A 1,605-nucleotide genomic window follows, 5' to 3' on the forward strand; every position below is an offset into this window, starting at 1 on the left:
GCTAGTGTGGTGTCTGGTTAATTCGCATCATAATCTGCGGGTCTTTTCTGCATTGATGTCGTTCTTTCGTCTTGTTTATCAATATGTTAGGAATATTCTCATTTGGGCCGTAATCGATATGTAACCCCATTCAACCAATACTCAGTCCCTGCAAGCGCGCGTATGTCCTCAAGTCAGTTTGGTGCCACGGAGAAAGTCACCGTAGCGCCCCGCCGGGCCGGGGTCAATCGCCGCTTTCGTGTCCAGCTGATGCCGGAGAGTTCGACCGGGGGACGGTCGGCTACCCCGCCTTTCTCCAGCGCCAGACGCTGCCGGTGCTTTCACTCCCGTGCGCTCCGAGTTCTGCTCTGGTGATGACTAGCGGGTTGATTCTCGTCGATCCACCTCGACAACCCCGGTTTTCGTTCATACCCGGAGATAACCCCATGAAGGAATCCGCCAAACTCGCCGCTAGGGTCAAGCTCACCCTGACCAAGCGCACGGTAGACGCCCTCGAGCCCCAGGACAAGCTGTGGATCGCCTGGGACGACCGGCTCTCGGGCTTCGGTGTCAGGGGCGCGTGCCCGTATTGTTGCCATTCCGATCATTCGCTCAACGATTCCGGAGGTTCTTCGCGGTGATCGCGTCTCCGGCCATCTGTCCCACGCGAGTCCCCGCATCTGTTCCCTTCCGCGAATTCTCAAAGTTCCATGAAGAGGAAGGCCGGTCAAAGACGCGGAGGGCGATCGGACCGTCGCTCTTGTTGCCATGCAAGCACGATATCCCAGCCGAAGCCGATCCATAGGGGAAACAACCCCGGAAACCAGCCTCCCGATTGCGAGGCCGATGGCGATCGCCGCTCCGGCCATGTCATCGACAGGAACGGGTGCACGGGACCCACAAAGCCCCGGGGACCTGAACCGAGGAACGGCCCCGCGCACGACCAGGTGGTATCCAGGCCCGGCGGCGCCGTCAAGGCGTGCAGCGAAGCGTCTGCCTTCTCACGGCCTCGGCGGTCAAACTCGCGCCCTCCAGGTTCGTGATCCGGCACTGCTCATCGACCTTCACCTCTGCCTTGCAGTCGCCTTCCACCGGATCGTGGACAAAGGCGAATACCATGAAGTGGTCCAGGTTTCTGTGGCGCCCAACGATCATGTTGGACGTCCTGTAGTTCGTCTCCACGAACGCCGTGATGCCTTCACCCTGGCCCGGTCGGTGGAGCAATCCGCAGCCTGGGTAAGGGGGGCGCCGAGGACGAGTGAAAGCACCAGCATTCGCCACAGCGCCATCCGGTAATCACGGCGAATCGTCGAGACACTGGAGGCTGAACCACTGGACCACGCCGCCGTCGCCGCTCTCCTTCACCGAGCCCAGGTGGATCGCCGCAGCCGCAAGGGCGAGAGTGGCGAAGCGGCCGCGGCGCACCACCGCGCGGTTGAAGGCGGAGAGCCGGGGAGGGCCGAGGCGGAGGAGGGTAGAGGATCCTCACCACCACGCGCGCCACCAGCCGCATCAAGAGCGTCACGCCGACGGAGATGTGGAGGGACTTCAGCAGGTCCGCCATGGAGCCGTCCTCGACCACCGGGTGGTTCCTGGCGTAGCCGGCGCCCCGCCTGAACGCGAAGC

3 protein-coding genes are annotated in these 1,605 nt (G+C 62.5%); 1 reads left to right on the plus strand and 2 read right to left on the minus strand.

Annotated elements, in window-relative coordinates; translation table 11 throughout:
• Positions 1-425: 425 nt before the first annotated feature.
• A complete protein-coding gene (locus tag OXF11_06355) occupies positions 426-620 on the plus strand; it encodes a hypothetical protein (GenBank protein MCY4486726.1) in 195 nt (64 codons plus the stop codon).
• A 331-nt stretch (positions 621-951) separates the two neighbouring features.
• On the opposite strand, the gene OXF11_06360 is transcribed toward OXF11_06355, so the two are convergent.
• Together OXF11_06360 and OXF11_06365 are read right to left on the minus strand one after the other, a co-directional pair.
• A complete protein-coding gene (locus OXF11_06360; GenBank protein ID MCY4486727.1) occupies positions 952-1,134 on the minus strand; it encodes a hypothetical protein in 183 nt (60 codons plus the stop codon).
• A 141-nt stretch (positions 1,135-1,275) separates the two neighbouring features.
• Positions 1,276-1,407: a hypothetical protein gene (locus tag OXF11_06365; protein MCY4486728.1), complete on the minus strand. Its 132-nt coding sequence runs from the start codon at positions 1,405-1,407 to the stop codon at positions 1,276-1,278.
• Positions 1,408-1,605: the final 198 nt, after the last annotated feature.

This window comes from Deltaproteobacteria bacterium (assembly GCA_026712905.1).
Taxonomy (GTDB): domain Bacteria; phylum Desulfobacterota; class Binatia; order UBA9968; family JAJDTQ01; genus JAJDTQ01.